This window comes from Streptomyces sp. Root1310 (assembly GCF_001426425.1).
Classification (GTDB): domain Bacteria; phylum Actinomycetota; class Actinomycetes; order Streptomycetales; family Streptomycetaceae; genus Streptomyces.
This window is the reverse complement of the sequence record NZ_LMEQ01000031.1, coordinates 511,846-527,745: the sequence shown is the minus strand read 5'-3', so window position 1 is coordinate 527,745 and position 15,900 is coordinate 511,846. Positions and strand designations below refer to the sequence as shown.

Annotated in this window: 15 protein-coding genes and 1 pseudogene; 6 read left to right on the top strand and 10 right to left on the bottom strand. The window is 71.7% G+C overall.

Features of this window, described 5'->3' with window-relative positions; all coding sequences use genetic code 11:
- The first annotated feature begins 1 nt into the window (after position 1).
- Positions 2–787: a CoA transferase subunit A gene (locus tag ASD48_RS33035; RefSeq protein WP_057605475.1), complete on the top strand. Its 786-nt coding sequence runs from the start codon at positions 2–4 to the stop codon at positions 785–787.
- Complete coding sequence (locus tag ASD48_RS33030) at positions 784–1,428, top strand: CoA transferase subunit B (RefSeq protein ID WP_057605474.1); 645 nt, start codon at positions 784–786, stop codon at positions 1,426–1,428. Before ASD48_RS33035 ends, ASD48_RS33030 begins: the two co-directional genes overlap by 4 nt.
- Before the next feature lie 127 nt (positions 1,429–1,555).
- Here ASD48_RS33030 and ASD48_RS33025 read toward each other — a convergent pair whose 3' ends face one another.
- The 4 genes from ASD48_RS33025 to ASD48_RS33010 form a co-directional block, all read right to left on the bottom strand.
- Complete coding sequence (locus ASD48_RS33025; RefSeq protein ID WP_057605605.1) at positions 1,556–1,921, bottom strand: MerR family transcriptional regulator; 366 nt, start codon at positions 1,919–1,921, stop codon at positions 1,556–1,558.
- Positions 1,922–1,973: 52 nt separating this feature from the next.
- A complete protein-coding gene (locus tag ASD48_RS33020; protein ID WP_057605473.1) occupies positions 1,974–3,020 on the bottom strand; it encodes an NADP-dependent oxidoreductase in 1,047 nt (348 codons plus the stop codon).
- A gap of 123 nt (positions 3,021–3,143) precedes the next feature.
- Positions 3,144–4,322, bottom strand: a complete 1,179-nt coding sequence (locus tag ASD48_RS33015; RefSeq protein WP_199876086.1) for a homoserine O-acetyltransferase — start codon at positions 4,320–4,322, stop codon at positions 3,144–3,146.
- The gene (locus ASD48_RS33010) at positions 4,319–5,680 is read right to left on the bottom strand and encodes a bifunctional o-acetylhomoserine/o-acetylserine sulfhydrylase (protein ID WP_079074121.1); all 1,362 of its coding nucleotides are present in this window, start codon (positions 5,678–5,680) and stop codon (positions 4,319–4,321) included. Before ASD48_RS33010 ends, ASD48_RS33015 begins: the two co-directional genes overlap by 4 nt.
- Positions 5,681–6,271: 591 nt before the next feature.
- On the opposite strand from ASD48_RS33010, the pseudogene ASD48_RS45785 reads away from it, so the two are divergent.
- Positions 6,272–6,466 (top strand): annotated as a pseudogene (locus ASD48_RS45785) (2-oxoglutarate and iron-dependent oxygenase domain-containing protein); the annotation flags it as partial.
- Positions 6,467–6,724: 258 nt separating this feature from the next.
- Here the strand turns inward: ASD48_RS45785 and ASD48_RS33000 are convergent.
- From ASD48_RS33000 to ASD48_RS32990, 3 genes are all read right to left on the bottom strand, one after another.
- On the bottom strand, positions 6,725–7,078 hold the full coding sequence (locus ASD48_RS33000) for a PRC-barrel domain-containing protein (RefSeq protein WP_057605470.1): 354 nt from the start codon (positions 7,076–7,078) through the stop codon (positions 6,725–6,727).
- A 347-nt stretch (positions 7,079–7,425) separates the two neighbouring features.
- Positions 7,426–7,596 (bottom strand): hypothetical protein, encoded by a 171-nt coding sequence (locus ASD48_RS32995; RefSeq protein ID WP_057605601.1) that lies wholly within the window; start codon positions 7,594–7,596, stop codon positions 7,426–7,428.
- A 269-nt stretch (positions 7,597–7,865) separates the two neighbouring features.
- Positions 7,866–8,408, bottom strand: a complete 543-nt coding sequence (locus tag ASD48_RS32990) for an SRPBCC family protein (protein ID WP_057605469.1) — start codon at positions 8,406–8,408, stop codon at positions 7,866–7,868.
- A 177-nt stretch (positions 8,409–8,585) separates the two neighbouring features.
- On the opposite strand from ASD48_RS32990, the gene ASD48_RS32985 reads away from it, so the two are divergent.
- The 3 genes from ASD48_RS32985 (at position 8,586) to ASD48_RS32975 (ending at position 13,050) form a co-directional block, all read left to right on the top strand.
- A complete protein-coding gene (locus ASD48_RS32985; RefSeq protein WP_057605598.1) occupies positions 8,586–9,485 on the top strand; it encodes a helix-turn-helix transcriptional regulator in 900 nt (299 codons plus the stop codon).
- Between the two features lie 254 nt (positions 9,486–9,739).
- Entirely contained in the window at positions 9,740–10,711 is a 972-nt protein-coding gene (locus ASD48_RS32980) for a hypothetical protein (RefSeq protein ID WP_057605468.1), read from the top strand.
- A 659-nt stretch (positions 10,712–11,370) separates the two neighbouring features.
- On the top strand, positions 11,371–13,050 hold the full coding sequence (locus tag ASD48_RS32975) for a hypothetical protein (RefSeq protein ID WP_242432804.1): 1,680 nt from the start codon (positions 11,371–11,373) through the stop codon (positions 13,048–13,050).
- A 310-nt stretch (positions 13,051–13,360) separates the two neighbouring features.
- On the opposite strand, the gene ASD48_RS32970 is transcribed toward ASD48_RS32975, so the two are convergent.
- Genes ASD48_RS32970 through ASD48_RS32960 form a run of 3 tightly spaced genes read right to left on the bottom strand, consistent with a single transcriptional unit; the run spans position 13,361 to position 15,899 of the window.
- Complete coding sequence (locus ASD48_RS32970; RefSeq protein WP_057605467.1) at positions 13,361–15,214, bottom strand: ABC transporter ATP-binding protein; 1,854 nt, start codon at positions 15,212–15,214, stop codon at positions 13,361–13,363.
- Complete coding sequence (locus ASD48_RS32965; protein ID WP_057605466.1) at positions 15,211–15,648, bottom strand: lasso peptide biosynthesis B2 protein; 438 nt, start codon at positions 15,646–15,648, stop codon at positions 15,211–15,213. Before ASD48_RS32965 ends, ASD48_RS32970 begins: the two co-directional genes overlap by 4 nt.
- Positions 15,645–15,899, bottom strand: a complete 255-nt coding sequence (locus ASD48_RS32960; protein ID WP_057605465.1) for a lasso peptide biosynthesis PqqD family chaperone — start codon at positions 15,897–15,899, stop codon at positions 15,645–15,647. The genes ASD48_RS32965 and ASD48_RS32960 overlap by 4 nt, the downstream gene beginning before the upstream one ends.
- Between the last annotated feature and the right edge of the window lies 1 nt (position 15,900).

Below are 15,900 nucleotides of genomic sequence, written 5' to 3'. Positions count from 1 at the left end.
TATGGACAAGGTAGGTTCCGGCGCCGCGGCGGCGGTGGCCGACATCGCCGACGGCGCGTCACTGGCCGTCGGCGGCTTCGGCCTCAGCGGTGTGCCCGAGGCGCTGATCCGGGCCCTGTACGCACAGGGCGCCACCGGGCTGTCCGTCGTCTCGAACAACTGCGGTGTCGACGGCCGTGGCCTCGGCGTGCTGCTCGCCGCGGGCCGGATCGCCCGGGTGACCGGCTCGTACGTCGGCGAGAACAAGGAGTTCGCCCGCCAGTACCTGTCCGGCGAGCTGGAGGTGGAACTGGTCCCGCAGGGCTCTCTCGCCGAACGGCTGCGCGCGGGCGGCGCGGGCATCCCCGCCTTCTACACCCCGGCGGGCGTCGGCACCCAGGTCGCGCGGGGCGGTCTGCCCTGGCGCTACGCGGCCGGGGGAGGAGCGGTCGCCGTCGCCTCCCCGCCCAAGGAGACCCGCGATTTCGCGGGCCGCCCGCACATCCTGGAGCACGGCATCACCACCGACTTCGCCCTCGTACGGGCCTGGCGCGGCGACCGGCACGGCAACCTCCGCTTCCGCCGCGCCGCCGCCAACTTCAACCCCCTCGCCGCCATGGCCGGCCGGATCACCGTCGCCGAGGTCGAGGAACTCGTCGAACCGGGCGAACTGGCCCCCGAGGAGATCCACCTGCCCGGCGTCTACGTCCAGCGGGTGGTGGAACTGACAGCCGCCGAAGCGGCCGACAAGCACATCGAGCACCTTTCCGTCGCCTCTTCTTCGACCCGAGGGACCGTACGCGCATGAGCTGGACCCGCGACCGGATGGCCGCCCGCGCCGCCGCCGAACTCACCGACGGCTCCTACGTCAACCTCGGCATCGGCCTGCCCACCCTGATCCCCGGCCACCTCCCGCCGGACGTGCACGTCGTCCTGCACTCCGAGAACGGCATCCTCGGCACCGGCCCCTACCCGCACGAGCACGAGGTCGACCCCGACCTGATCAACGCGGGCAAGGAGACCGTCACCGTGCTGCCCGGAGCCTCCTTCTTCGACTCCGCCCTCTCCTTCGGCATGATCCGCGGCGGCCACATCGACACCGCCGTCCTCGGCGCCATGCAGGTCTCCGCCCGCGGCGACCTCGCCAACTGGATGATCCCCGGCAAGATGGTCAAGGGCATGGGCGGCGCCATGGACCTCGTCCACGGCGCCCGCCGCGTCATCGTCCTCATGGACCACACCGCCAAGGACGGCTCACCCAAGATCGTCCGGGAGTGCTCTCTTCCGCTCACCGGGGAAGCCTGCGTCCACCGGATCATCACCGACCTCGCCGTCCTCGACGTCACCCCCGACGGCCTGGCGCTGGTGGAGACCGCCCCGGGCGTCACCTTCGAGGAGGTCACCGCGAAGACCGCCGCCCCGCTGCGCGCCGCCGCGGTCACCTGCTGACGGCCGACGGCAGACGGCTGACGGCCGACGGGCGAGTGCGCGGATGGTTGCGCGGATCGCAACCGAAGATCCCGCGCCTCGCGCCTCGCACGGCCTGAGTCGCTTTGCTACCGTGCGCTAGATCGATTTAGCGAGGCGCGACGACAGCCGGACCGGCGCGCAGCCGGCTCAGGCGGTCGATCTCGGCGTCGAGGGCCGCGATCCTGCGGTCGACCACCCCGGAGCCGGGCCCGCCGTCGTCGGGGGGCCCGCACCGCCGTCGGGGATTCTCCACCAGCAGGCCGATCCGGTCGGCGAAACTGCGCAGGTCCTCGACGGTGAGTCCGAGCGCCAGCAGTTCACGGATGACGCGGACCCTCGCCACCTCGTCCGGTCCGTAGTCACGTTGCCCGGTGGCCGTGCGCCGCGGCGGTGGCAGCAGACCCCGTTCCTCGTAGAACCGCAGCGCCCGTGGTGTGGTTCCGGCGGCCGCCGCCGCGTCTCCGATCCGCATGTCCGTCCTCGCGTCCTCGGTCCCGGCCGCCGCGACCGCGCGCGACGGCACCTCACGTCGGCGGCAACTCCACGACCACCGTCCCGAAGTGCCGCCCCTGGAACAGTTCCTGCAACGCTCGCGGCGCGTCATCCATGCCCGGGATCCGCACGTACGGGAAAGCGATCTCGCCGGAGCGCAGCCAGTCCCCGAACCGCCCGGTCCATTCCTCCGCGACCCCGGGATGGTCCGTTCCGCTGTAACCGTGCAGCGAAATACCTTGGTTGACGATCCGGAACGTGTCGATCCGCGCGGGGGCGCTGCCGCCGTCCCGGCGCGGTGACAACTGTCCCGACAAGGCGCCGACCAATGCGAAGCGGGCACCCCTGCGCCCGGCGCGCACAGCGGCGGCCAGCTGGTCACCGCCGACGTTGTCCAGCAGCACGTCGATGCCGTCCGGCGCCGCCGAGGCCAGCTGCTCGTCGAGGGGCCGAGCTCCCGGGACCACGACCGCGTCGTAGCCCAGTTCGGCCCGCAGCCGCTCGGCCTTGTCGGGCGACCGGGTGCTCCCGATGACCCTCCCCGCGCCCAGCAGCCGCGCCACGGGGCCCGCCAGCGTCCCCACGGCCCCCGCCGCGCCCGTGACGAACACGGTGTCGCCGGGGCGGACTCCGGCGAGCCGGGTCAGCGCTCCGTAGGCGGCCGAACCGGACGACAGATGCGCCACCGGGTCGGGCAGCACCTCGCCCAGGGGAGCGCAGTCGGCCGCCGCCACCAGCGCGTGCTCACGCCACCCGAGCAGATGCGTGACCGTGTCCCCGGGACGCAACGGACCACCGGGCCCGGCCGCGACGACCTCGCCCACCGCGGGTCCGAACAGCGTGTCACCCACGTGGATACGGGGCAGCGGTACGCCGTCGGCCTGGCCGCCGATGAGCGTGCGCAGCCCGGGGAAGACGAGGAAGTACCGGTTGCGGACGACGACTTGTCCCGGACCGGGTGCGGGCACCGGCTTCCGCGCGATCGTGAAGTGCTCCGGCCCCGGCAGCCCCCCGGGCGGCTCGGTCAGCAGGATCTCGCGGGTGGTCGCGGGCAGGACGGAGGACGGGGGGGAGGTCATGCCGGGGCTCCTGAACGGGTTCGAAGGCGGGCGCGCGGACGCGGACCGCCGGGCCGGTCCGGCCGGCGGCGCGCAGACGCTAACCCCTGACGTACGCGTCAAGGGCAAGGCGCCCGGTCCTCCTCAGGCCGGCGCGGAGTCCCCCGACGGCTCCCGCTGGCCGAGGAGTTCGCGTACCAGTGCGGAGACCTGCGCCACTTCGAGGAGGAAGCCGTCGTGGCCGTGGGGGGATTCGATCACCCGGAGGTGATCGGCCGCGGGGATCCCCGCGGCCAGCTCCGCCTGCTGGCCGAGGGGATAGAGGCGGTCCGAGCCCACTCCGGCGACCAGCGTCCGTGCGGTCACGCGGCGCAGAGCGGCACGCGTACCGCCGCGACCGCGGCCGACGTCGTGGGTGTTCATGGCATCGGCCAGTACGACATAGCTGCCCGCGTCGAAGCGGCGCACCAGCTTGGCGGCGTGGTGGTCGAGATACGACCCGACCTGGTACCGGCCGCCGTTCCAGGGGTCCTCCGTCTCCTGGGGCGCGCGGCCGAAGCGGACCTGCAACTCGGGCTCGCTGCGATAGGTGACGTGGGCGATGCGGCGGGCCAGACCGAGTCCCGCGTGCGGTCCCCGGCCCGTGCCGTGGTAATCGCCCCCACGCCAGTGCGGGTCGTCGCGGATGGCGTGCAGCTGGATGTCGGCCCAGGCGATCTGCTCCGCGCTCGCCGCCGCGGTGGTGGCGAGCAGGAGCAGCGCGCTCGTGCGTTCCGGATACGACACGGCCCACTCCACCGCGCGCATCCCGCCCATGGAGCCGCCGACCACCAGGGCCCAGCGGTCGATGCCGAGCGCGTCGGCCAGCCCGGCCTCCGCGGCGACCTGGTCGCGCTGTGTCAGCGGGGGGAAGGCGCTGCCCCAGTGCCGTCCGTCGGGACCGGGCGAGGACGGCCCGGTACTGCCCTGGCAGCCGCCCAGCACATTGGGGGCGACGACGAACCAGCGGTCGGTGTCCAGGGCCAGACCGGGCCCGACGAGCCCGTCCCACCAGCCGGGGGTGGGGTGACCGGGTTCGGCCGGCCCGGCGACATGGCTGTCGCCGGTGAGCGCGTGGAGCACCAGTACGGCATTGGAGCGGTCCGGTGCGAGCCGCCCCCAGGTCTCGAACGCCAGCCGCACACCCGGGAGTTCACCTCCCGCCTCCAACGGCAGCGGCCCTTCCCGCAGGTGCCATCTGCGGCGCCCCGGAGGGTCCCCCTCCCGCCAGGCCCCGGAGGCCGGCGGAAGGGGGACCCTGGAGGTCGTCGGTGCGGCGTTCAGGACGCGCCCTTCGCGGCACGGAATCCGGCTTCCAGGTCCGCCTTGAGATCGGCGAGGTTCTCGATGCCGACCGACAGGCGCACCAGGCCGGGCGCGGTGCCCGTCGCCGCCAGCTGCGCTTCGTCCAGCTGGCTGTGGGTGGTGGACGCCGGATGGATGACGAGACTGCGTACGTCGCCGATGTTGGCGAGATGACTGAACAGCTCGACGCCGTCGACGAACCGCTTTCCGGCCTCGACCCCGTCCCGCAGCTCGAAGGCCAGGACCGCGCCGGCGCCGCGCGGCAGATAGCGCTGCCCCGCCTCGTACCACCGGTTGGACTCCAGGCCCGGATAGTGGACGACGGCGACCTCGTCGCGCTGTTCCAGCCACTCGGCCAGGGCCTGGGCGTTGGCGGAGTGCCGTTCGATGCGCAGGCTGAGCGTCTCCACGCCCTGGAGGAGAAGGAAGGCCGAGTGCGGGGAGAGGGCGGGGCCGATGTCACGGAGCAGCTGGACCCGCAGCTTGATCGCGAAGGCGCCCGGGCCGAGCGCGGGCCAGTACCTCAGACCGTGGTAACTGGGGTCCGGTTCGCTGAAGTCGGGGAAACGGTCGGCGTGCGCGCCGAAGTCGAAGGTGCCGCCGTCGACGACCACACCGGCGATGGTGGTGCCGTGGCCGCCGAGGAACTTGGTCGCGGAATGGACGACGATGTCGGCGCCGTGCTCGATGGGCCGCAGCAGATAGGGTGTCGGCACGGTGTTGTCCACGATCAGCGGGACACCCGCCCCGTGCGCCACGTCCGCCACCGCCCGTACGTCGAGCACGTTGCCGCGCGGGTTGCCGAGTGTCTCGGCGAACAGGGCCTTGGTGTTCGGCCGGATCGCCGCTCGCCAGGCCTCGGTGTCGTCCGGGTCGTCGACGAAGGACACCTCGATGCCGAACCTGGGCAGGGTGTGGCGGAACAGGTTGTAGGTGCCGCCGTACAGGGACGTGCTGGAGACGATGTGATCGCCCGCGCTCGCCAGGGTCAGGACGGCGAGGGTCTCCGCGGCCTGCCCGGAGGCCAGTGCCACCGCGGCGACGCCGCCTTCCAGCGCGGCGATCCGCTGCTCGAAGACGTCCTGGGTCGGGTTGTGGATCCGGGTGTAGATGTTGCCCGGCTCGGCGAGCGAGAACAGGTCGGCGGCGTGCCGGGTGTCGCGGAAGACGAACGAGGTGGTCTGGTAGATCGGCACCGCCCGCGCCCCGGTCGTCGGATCCGGCGCGGCGCCGGCGTGGATCTGCTTGGTCTCGAACGACCAGGCCGAGGTGTCGGGTCCGGCTGGTTCGTCCTCGGGGGTGTGACCGGCGGTGACGGAGTCGATCGGCTGGCTCATGGTTCTCCCTTGTGCGGGGGCGTGCGGGCGCCCGGGGCGTGCGGGGTGCCTGAAGCGACCGTGCGGCGGCTGCCCGGACAGGGACGCGGGCAGGGCGAAGGGCAGCGCGGTGCGAGGATCAAGAGGGGGATCGGATACCGGAGTGGGGCGTCAGCTCGCGGTGGAACAGCCCGTGGTGGTGACACGCACGTAATCGACGTGGCGGCGGGTCACAAGGACGGTCATGAGGTCAGAAAACCACAGATGCTGACGGCGCACCAGCAGGCCGGGGAGGGCGAAAAGGCCCGGCACGCCGTGCCCCGCCGTCGCACGGGTGGCTGTCCCGGCTGCCGTCCCGGTCGTCGTGCCGGTCGCCGTCCCGGTCGTCGTGCCGACCGGCGTCTCACCCGTCGGGACGCCTGGTGGACGCACCTGCGGGCGTGTGCTTTGATCCCGGCCATGGAGACCGGCACACACGGTGCTGCTCGACCCGTTCTGGGTGAGCCGCCGCGCCGACCAGTTCGACCAGATCTGTCGTTGACCGCCGTCCGACGGCCCGCGATCTCGTCCTTCCGTTCCCCTCCCTCCTTCCCGGAACAGCGCCGACGGGAGATCGAGAACCTCAACTCGCCCCAGTTCCGCGGCTATACGCGTACCGGGACCGAGTGCACGGCAGGCAGCGCCGACCGGCGCGAGCAGATCGACATCGGCCCCTGGCGCGCGGCCGTGGACACCGGGCCGGACGATCCCGACTACCTCCGTCTGGTCGGCCCGAACCAATGGCCGTCCGCACTGCCGGAGTTGCGGGAGATCGTGCCGCGCTGGCAGGCCGAGGCCTTACGGGTGAGCCGGGAGTGCTGCGGGCGCCGGCGGCCGCGCTCGGACAGGGCGAGGAGTACTTCGGCCGCCTGAGAGCGGCCGCCGGATGAGCACGATCCTTCATGCGTCGCAGCATCGGCGTCCGGCCCGCCGCCAGCGGCACTCGTAGGCTTGGCCGCCGCAGACCGAGAAGCGGGGCCGACCGGAGTACCTCAGGTCGGCCCCGCTTCCGGCTGACGTCGTGGGTCAGACGCTTCGGTGGTTCTGGTAATAGCCGCCGACCTGCTCGTGATAGCCGGCGTCACCGACGTGCTTGTCCTTGTCGAACTCGGGAGAGTTCTTGATCTGCTCCTTCGTGAGGTCGACATGGATCTTGCGCTCGGCCTGGTCGACCGTCTTGACGGTGCCGGCCGGAAGCAGAACGTGCTTGCCGAAGATCCATACGCCGGTGTCGACGACGAGGTACGAAGAGGTGACGTCGTCCGAGTGCTTGTCGACCTTCCCGATGCTTCCGTCGGTGGCCTCGACCGTGTACCCGATCAGGTCGGTGCCCGTGGTGTGGCCGGTGGTCGGCTGGTAGCCCCAGATGCTGTCACTCATAAAACGACTCCCTCATCGAGATTCTCGTTACCCCCGCAGTCGAATCTGCGGGGTGACGTCATCACCTTCGGTAACGCCTTCTCGGGAAATCGAGTGCCCTGATTTTCGCCCTCCACGCATTCGCCCCGAAGCAAAACTCGAATGGCCGGAGGCGTCGTGTTGGAGGCCATGGTTCCTGGCGGCACGAACATCCTCCGGCCACGACCTCCAAGTACCCTGAATCAACGAGATCACCATTTTCGTCCCGCTGGTGCAGGGGAACGGAGCGCTGGAGGAACGGAACATGGGTGGGCACCGGCGCCATGGCGCCGGTGCCCACCCATGTTCCGTTCGTGAGGAAGGTCCGCCTACCAGCGGTACCAGCGACCCCGCTTGCCGCCGCTTGCCGCAGGACGGATCACGAACCCGAGGACCCACACGATCAGCACGATGACTGCGATCCACCACAGGGCCTTGAGTGCAAAACCGGCACCGAAGAGGATCAGGGCGAGCAGAAGAACGAGAAGAATAGGAACCATAGTTATCAACCTCCGATCCATCGTGTGCCCTGCGGAGCGATCTTCACTCCTGTAGATGCTCTGTGTTTCTTTTGGAGAGCCCGGACCGCCGGGCGCGGATGCCGGGGCCGCCAGGAAAAGTCCGTCGGGTAATTTCCGTTTGGGAGTGGAATCCGGGGTCAAGGGGGTGCCGTTCGGAGAAGGGTCTCTTCCTCCGCCAGGATGCTGTCCCCGCACCCCCGCACCCCCGCGTCGTTCGGAGGCAGCCCGTTCGGAGGTGGCCCGAGCTGTCAGCGGGTGCGGGTGCGGGTGCGGTGGCCGGCGGGGGTGCGGCGGTCGGCGATCCACTCCGCCAGGGCGAGCAGGGTGGACTCCGCGCTGTCGGCCATGTGGTCCCGCAACGAATGGACGTCCTGGAGGGTGTCGCCCAGGATCGGGTCGGCGCGCAGCAACCGCCAGGACTGTTGGACGATGCTGCCCCGGCCCTGCTCGTGGAAGCGCCAGTCCCAGCGCACGATGCCGTCGTCGGCTCCACCGACGACGAAGGCGAACGCGGTACCCGGATCGGCCCGCACCACCTCGGAGTGGGTGACCCATTCGCGCCCGTCCCGGCGGTTGCGGCCGCTGAACCGGGCGCCGGCCCACGGACCGTCGCCCGGTGCGTAGCTGACGCCGCCGGCGCTCGGACTCCACGTCTCGATCAGTGACACATCGCTGATCAGGTCGTAGACGGAGTCCGGCGTCGCGTCGACCCAGCACCGCCGGGTGAAGGCGAAGGGAGCCAGGTCGATCCCGGCCAGCGGGTTTCGGGGGTCTGGGCAGGTGGCGGTCATGGATTCTCCCGGAGGACGGTGAAGAGGAACGCGCCCATCCTGGAGACCGCCGCCGGGCCGAACCAGACCCCGCCGATGCCTACCCCCACCGATGCCTACCCCGGGGATCCCTACCCCGGGGATCCCTACCCCGGCGGGGTGAGGCGCGGGTCGTCGGCCGTACGCATACTCGGTGACATGAACAAGCACGGGCACCTCGCGGACTTCCTCCAGGCACGCCGCAGCCAACTGCGGCCCCAGGACGTCGGGTTGCAGACCTACGGTGAGCGGCGCCGGGTGCCCGGGCTGCGGCGGGAGGAGCTCGCGATGCTCGCGGGCATCAGCGCGCCCTACTACACCCGTCTGGAACAGGGCCAGTCACGCAACGCCTCGCGCGAGGTGCTCGACGCCGTGGCGAGCGCCCTGCGACTGGACGATTCCGAGCGGGCCCACCTGCACACCCTGGCCCGTGCACCCAGGCGGTCCAGGGCCGTCGGCCGACCGCCCGTCGAACGCGTCACCCCGGCAACGAGCGCCCTGCTGGCGGCCATCGAGGGCACACCCGCCGTCGTCATCGGCCGCCGCAGCGACGTCCTGGCCTGGAACCGGCCGGGACACGCGCTGTTCGCGGGTCATCTCGATCAGGACAGCCCCGACGACCCGGGCCGACGGCCGAACATGGCCAGGCTGGTGTTCCTCGACGCGCACACCCGCGATCTGTACACCGACTGGCCCGCCAAGGCCCGGGCCGTGGTGGGCAATCTGCGCCTGACGGCCGGCCGCTTCCCGGACGATCCTCTGCTGGCCGGACTGATCGGCGAACTGGCCATGCGCAGCCCGGAGTTCGCCACGATGTGGGCAGATCACCGGATCCAGGCCTGCGATGTCGCCGACTACGAGATGCGCCACCCGCTGGTCGGGACACTGGCGGTCACCCAGCAGACCCTCCAGAGCCCGCAAGGAAGCGGACCGTCCCTGGTGGTGGCTACGGCCGCCCCCGGCTCCCCGTCCGCCACAGCCCTCACCCTGCTCGTCCACTCCACCGCACCGCGGGAATCGACCCAGCCGCGCCACGGCGCCGAGACCCGCACCATCTGACCCGAGCCCCTCCGTCGCCCGAGGGCGCCCACCGGCCGGACGGCTCACGCCCACCGGCCGGACGGCTCACGCCCGCCGGTCGGACGGCTCACGCCCGCCGGTCGGACGGCCTCACGCCCGCCGGTCGGACGGCCTCACGCCCGCCGGTCGGCAGATCACGCCATCCCCGAAGCACCCCTCGTCCACGGCATCGCACGGCACCGCACGGCATCGCACCGCGGCTGCCGCATGCCCGAGAACAGTGAAGGAACCCCATGTCCCACCGAAGCATGAAGCTGATCATGTCGGCAGTCGTGGTGGCCGCGGCCACCCTCGCAGCGGCTGTGCCCGCCGACGCGACATCCACCGGAGGACCGCTGACACATGTGCGGGTCGCCACCCACTTCGACCTGTCCACGGGCCAGATGCCGGAGAACATCACCCTGCTGCCCGACGGCACGGCGGCCGTCACCTTCGCCGCCGGCCGCCAGGTGGCACAGGTCACCCGCCGGGGCGCCACGCGCGTCCTGGCGACGCTGCCCGCCCCCGCCGACGGCGGAGTCGGCACCCCGGTCCTCGGCTTCCCCCTGGCCACCGGCATCGCCCATACCGCGGACGGCACCCTGTACGTGCTGTACGCGACCGGCACGGCCGACCTGACGGGGCTGTGGCGGCTGCGCCCCGGGCAGGCACCGCAGCGCATCGCCGCACTGCCCGCGGGAGGCCTGCCCAACGGGCTGGCGCTGGACGAGCACAGCCGACAGCTCTACATCACCGACTCGGTGCTCGGCACCGTGTGGACCGTCCCCGTCACCGGCGGCACACCCCGTGCGTGGTCCGCCGCCCCCGAACTCGCCTCGACCGGCTTCCTCGGCGCCAACGGAGCGAAGGTGCACGGCGGAGCCCTGTGGGTGACCAACCTGGATCGGGGCACCGTCCTGCGTATTCCGATCCGTTCCGGAAACCGTGCGGGAGCACCGCAGGTCAAGGCTTCGGGCCTGGCCGGTATCGACGATTTCGCCTTCACCGGCCGGGGGGACGAGATCCTCGCCGCCCTCAACGGCCCCAACACGGTCGTGCGCATCCGGACCGACGGCACCGGCACCACCGTTCTGGATGCCACCGACGGACTGCAGAACCCCACCTCCGTGGCGCTGCGCGGCAAGGACGTGTACGTGCTCAGCGCCGCCTACACCACGGCCGCCGACCCCAATCTGCTGCGCGCGCGCCTGGGCGGCCGCCCGTAGAACCCGGCCCCGGTACCCACCCCGGACGCAGAGGGCCACGACCGGTGTCGTGGCCCTCTCAAGGGGTCCTGCCGGGAGGGTGTCCAGTAGAGGCCCAGCTTCTTCGGTGAGTAGCTCACCAGCAGGTTCTTCGTCTGCTGGTGGTACACGCCTTGCTTGTGGCTGACCTGTGGAAATAGCCTCTGCTGAAGCCGGTGGAGGGTTGCCGGCCCGGGAATGGTCCGGATCATGGTCGGGGGGCGATCCGGCTGATGTCCGTGGTCCGCTTGGGTAGGAGGCCCCAGTCCGGATCCTCCCACCGATTCCGGAGCGGTTCAGTGCACGATGTCGGCCTCCTGGTGCTGGCGCTGTCAGCGAGTTGCGCCATCCGCGCAGCGTGGTTCAACGCTGCCCCGGCGGGCGGGAGGCGGGCTGATACGGGCTTGCCGCGTGACGCCGTCAGCGCCTCGAACGAACGGCCCGGACCTCCGGTGGCGGCACGCGCGAGAGCCGTCCGAGGGGCCGAGGCCCTGATGTGGTGCGCGATACGCGAGTGGGCGCGACGGACGGGAGAAACCCGGCCGTGACGCCTGCGCGGGTCCGCGAGTTCCAGGAGCCCTCAGGGCCACGAATTCCTCAGCGGGCTTGTACAGCGTCCGTACCGCACCGGGAAAGCCGATATGCCCCTACAGTCCTTCACCCTGCCGACCCCCGCCTCACTGGAACCCCCAGCCTCTGCACTGCGCCGGGAACGCCGGTCGTCCGGAGCGGCGAGATACCGCGTCCCGCTCCTCGCCATCGCCGCCGTACTCCCCCTGTACTGGGGGTGGGATGCCCTTCTTGCGACGGACGGCGGTGACCTCGCCGCGCAGTACGCGTGGGCGGGGTTCGTGGGCAGGCACCCGGTCACGCCGTACGGGCTCTTCTGGTTCGGCGGGGTCCACACCGTCAATTACAGCGTCATATCACCGCACTTGATGGCACTGCTCGGTGTCCGTGCTGTCTCCGTGCTGTCCGGAGTCAGTGCCACCTGTCTGCTGGCCATGCTGCTGGAGCGCACCGTTCCCCGTGTGTCGCTGTGGCCCGGGCTGGTCGGAGCGCTGGGCCTCTGGTACAACGTCGTGCTCGGCCGCACCACGTTCGCCCTCGGTCTGGCCTTCGCTCTCGCCGGCCTGCTCGCCGTGGCCGACCGTGCGCCCCGCCCGGCCCGGCTTGCCGCCGCCGCGTTCGGGGCGCTGTTCGCGACCATGGGCAGCCCGGTGGCCGGACTCTTCCTGCTGGTGGCGGGCGCCGGGTATCTGGTCACCCGGCAGTACGGCAAGTGTCTCGCCCTGACTCTCCCGCCCGTCGCCGTCGTCGGCTTGACGACCCTGCTGTTCCCCTTCCATGGCGAACAGCCCATGGCCGCGGGCCGGATGATCCTGCCCGTGCTGTTGTCCGCCGCCGTGGTGTGGGCGTCCCCGCGCAAGTGGCGGGTGGTGCGGGCAGGCAGCGCCCTGTACGCCGCCGGGGTCGTCCTGACCTGGCTGGTCCCCTCACCGATCGGCAACAACGTGGAGCGCCTCGCCCTGCTCTTCGCCCCCGCGGTGTTGCTCGCGGCCGCGCTGCACCGCCGCTCCGGAGCCACCCGGAACGGCGTACGCCGAACTCGTATGCGCGCGATGGCTCTGGTGACGGCTCTCTCCGTCTCCTATCTCTGTGTGACGTCGCTGATGCATCTGCGGAGCCCGGACCCCGTTCCGGGCTGGGTCACGCACACCGACGGAGTGCTCGCCGCGCTCGCCCGCCTGGGTGCGGACCGCGGCCGTGTCGAATTGCCGACGGATCGCGACCACCGCGGGGCCACCCTCCTCGGCCCGCACGTCGAACTGATGCGGGGCTGGAATCAGCAGTTGGACGTGGAACGGGGACGCCTGTTCTACGAGGGCGACCTCGACGGGCCGCGTTACCACGCCTGGCTGCGCCACTGGGCTGTGGGCTACGTCGTGCTGCACGACGGCCCGCCCGATCGGTCCGCGGAGCGCGAGACCGCTCTGATCAAGGAGGGACAACACTGGCTGGAGCTCGTCTGGCAGGACCGGTACTGGAAGATCTACCGCGTGCGCGACACTCTGCCGCTGGTCTCCGCTCCGGCCGTGTTGCAGCACGCGGGAGAGGCAGGGCTGACCTTGAGGATGCCTCGCGCCGGGACGAGCACCGTGCGGATCGCGTATTCGCCGTGGTTGCGGGCCGAGGGAGCGTGCGTCAGCGCGGACGGTCCGTGGACCCGGCTGACCGCGCCCCGGGCGGGCGTCTACCGACTGACCTCGGACTACGCCGCAGGGTCCGTCGACGATGGTGGCTGCCGGCCGGCAGGGTGAGGGAGTTCCGTCTCCGCCGGGTACGCGTTCTGTGGACTCGGTGGTGCCTCGGCGGCGGTCGCCGCCGAGGCACCCAACGGGAGCGACCCCGCGACCAGGCCGCCGCCGACGGCACCCCCGACCGCGGTGGTCGTCGCGATGAACGTGCGCCGGGACCCTGCCGAACGGGACTCGGCAGAAGGATCGGTGGGGGGATCGGTTGGGGGGGGCGGACAACAGATGACTGGTGAGCCCATGGCCGCGACAGCTGGGCCGTTGGCCGTGCATGGTCCGGATCTCGGGCCGACCGGGCCGCGAGGACGGCATGGCTTCAACCCGATGTCCCCGCTCGGTCGCCGTTTCCGGGGTGCCCGCCCGGCCGGAGCATCTGGCTCGCGGCCAGCTCGCGGTAGAGGGCGCTGACGGCCAGCAACTCCTCGTGGCGTCCGCCGGCGGCGGTGCGGCCGTCGTGCAGCACGACGATGTGGTCGGCGTGCTGCACGGTAGACAGGCGGTGCGCGATGACCAGCAGAGCGCACTCCTGGGCGACGTCCTTCATGACGGTGGTGAGGGCCGATTCATTGATCGCGTCGAGGTGGGAGGTGGGCTCGTCCAGCAGGAGCAGCGAGGGGCGGGCCAGCAACGCCCGCGCGATGGCGACGCGTTGGCGTTCTCCGCCGGAGAGGGTGCTGCCGCGTTCGCCGATGACGGCGGCCAGGCCGCCGGGCAGCCGGTCGACGACTTCGTCGAGTCGGGCCAGTTCCATGACGCGCCTGATCTCCGCTTCCGTGGCGTCGGGAACGGCGTAGACGATGTTGTCGCGCAGGGTCCCGCGGACGACGTGCGCGTTCTGGTCGACGACGGCCATGCGCCGGCGGCATGCGTCACGGGTGAGTTGGGCGGCGGGCAGCCCGTCGAAGAGCACGTGGCCCGCGTCCGGCTCATAGAACCTCGCGACCAGGGCGAACACCGTGCTCTTGCCGGCTCCGGACCGACCCACGAGTGCGACGTGCTGCCGGTGCGGGACGGCGAACGAAACGCCGCGGAGGACCGGCCGGTCCGGGGCGTAACCGAAGCGGACGTCCCGCAGGGCGAGGGCGGGCTGCTCGAGGGTGTCGGACGGCCCGGTCGGCGCGGGTGTGGGGACGGGGACTCTTCGGATCCGCGGTGCGGTGGGCTCGACGGGCAGCCGGAGCGCCTGGTCGATGCGCTGGTAGGCGCCCATCCCGCGTTGGATGAGGCCCACCGCGTGGAAGACGGAGGACAGCGGCAGGACGAGGTACGAGGCGTACAGCAGGAAGGCGACGAGGTCGCCGAGGGAGCCGGCGTGGCCGTTGACGCGCAGGCCGCCGACGACCAGGACGATGAGGAAGGAGCCCTGGACGGCGAGTTCGACAGCGGGGCTCATGACAGAGGCGAGCTTCGCGGTGCGTACCCCCGCGCCGTAGGCCGCCTCGACGCGTGCGCCGATGCCCGCAGCCTCGCGCTCCTCGGCGCAATGCACGCGGACCATCGGCAGGGCGCCGAGGGCGCGTTCAAGGTCGGCGGCGATGGCGCCGACCGAGTCCTGCATGTGTTCGGACGCGCCTCGGATGCCCGTGAGCAGCGAGGCGACGACCAGGGCCGCCGCGGCCACGGTGACGGCGACCATGAGCAGCAGCAGGGGGTCGAGCCACGCCATGAGGACGATCGCCCCTGCGGCGACAAGGCTTCCCGTCACCAGGTCGACGAGGGCCTGCGACACGACCTCCCTGAGCAAGGTGGTGTCGGCCGTCACCCGGGAGATGAGGTCGCCGCCCCGCTGGCGGTCGTACTCCCTCATCTCCAGCCGGAGCAGCCGCCCCACCAGCCCGTGCCGGACCTGCCGTACGACACGTTCGCCCATCCGTTCCAGAAGAAAGCGCCCCGCGGCTCCCGTCGCCGCTTCCGTGACGAACAGCGCGCCGAGGAGTGCCAGCAGTGGCCAGATGACCTGCCCGCGGCCACTCGCGTCCACGACGTGCTTGGCGATGAGTGGCTGGGCCAGTCCCAGGGCGGAGCCCATGAGGGTCAGTACGGTGGCGACGGCGATGGCGTTCCGGTGCCCGGCGGTGAGCCGGTACATCGTGGCCACCGCCGTCCGGGTGGACTTGTCCCCCTCGGCGACCCGGGCCGGGCCGCCGTTCGCGACCGTTGTGCCGGTCATCGGTCCGTCGGTCGTGGCAGCGGGGCGACGGCCACCAGCCGGGCGAAGTAGCCCTCCGGCGCACCCTCCCCGACGGGACTGCCTTCCGCCTCGATCCACGCGTGCGCGGTGAAGGGCGGGACGACGCGCACGCCGGTGCACCAGGTCGGCCACGTTCCGCCGAGCCGGCACAGCAGTGCCGCCCCCAGAGAGCGCGGCAGGCACCCCTTCGGTCCGGCGCAGTGCAGGCTGGCGGCGCACATGGCGTCGCGCGCGTTCTGGGCGTGCCTGGTGGTGGCGGGTGCGGCACCGCGCCGCAGGATGCCGAGTACGGTGCGGATCCGCCGGGGCGGCAGGAGGGCGAGGGCGACGGCGGGGAGCAGGACGAGGTGGGCGGCCAGGCGTCGGGCCATGGGCACACCGGTGGGTCGTTCCAGCGCGCTGGGCGTCGTCATGAGGCCAGTCCCGAGCTCCGCAGCTGTCCCACGAGCGCCTCGACGTCCCGCAGGGCCTGCGCCTCGTCGATGTCGAACTCCCGGACCAGGGCGGCGGCCGCGTCCGACTCCTCCCCGCCGTCGATCAGCGTGCGTACGACCAGGGTGGCGGTCGGATTCAACTCCCAGTAGGCGCCGACCCGTTCGTCCAGAAGCACCGTGCCGTAGTCGGTCTCGGCCGTGGAGACGTCGGCGCCGAACCGCAGAGGCATG